Source organism: Candidatus Symbiopectobacterium sp. NZEC135 (genome assembly GCF_025962695.1).
Genome location: NZ_JAGFPF010001189.1, coordinates 1 through 667 on the forward strand (window position 1 = coordinate 1; position 667 = coordinate 667).

At 52.9% G+C, this 667-nt stretch carries 1 pseudogene; it reads left to right on the top strand.

Annotation, left to right across the window (positions count from 1 at the left end):
- Positions 1-667: pseudogene (locus J5224_RS33265) on the top strand (hypothetical protein); the annotation flags it as partial.

The window sequence follows — 667 nt, forward strand, 5'->3', positions numbered from 1 at the left end:
GGGTTGCGCTTGCTGAGCCTGATACGCAGGGTAACCGGCCGTATATTGATGTGACTAACAGCGCGAGGCAGGGCGATCGGCTTCAGGTGCGTCTCGCAACGGACTATGCGCGTATTCATCAAGATGAAAAATACCTCGCGCCCTATTCGGTGAAAATAACGGATAAGGTTTTCGATTGCGTACAGGATAAGGGCCAAACCCTTAATCAGTTTGCGTTGGATAATCAGGGACGAATAACGGATAGCCAGTCTGAAGAAAATCCTGCATTAAACGCGCTTTCCGCTGAGGAAACTGCGCTCGCGAAAAGGCTTTGCGCGGTTAACGATATTCGCCAGCTTAGCGGTAATGGCACGCTGGAATGGCGTGAAAAGCCAATGGCGGAGGATTTACCGTTACGACCTGATTTTGCGCAAAACGATCCGGCTCCGATCCAGCGTCCGCCACTGCCACAGGCCGTGGCGAATACGGTGCAACAGGCGGTTGCGACACCGCAACAGCGCCCGACATTCAAGCGCCTGAGCTACGTCCAAAAATCGCCGGGTGAGGATCTCGCCTCGTTTGTGGTGCAAATGGACAGCCTGCCGGATGGAACGGTACTGACGTTGGATAAAATGACGTTGGGTGGCGTGGTGTTTTATTCACAACATGTACGCCTGTTTAATATCGT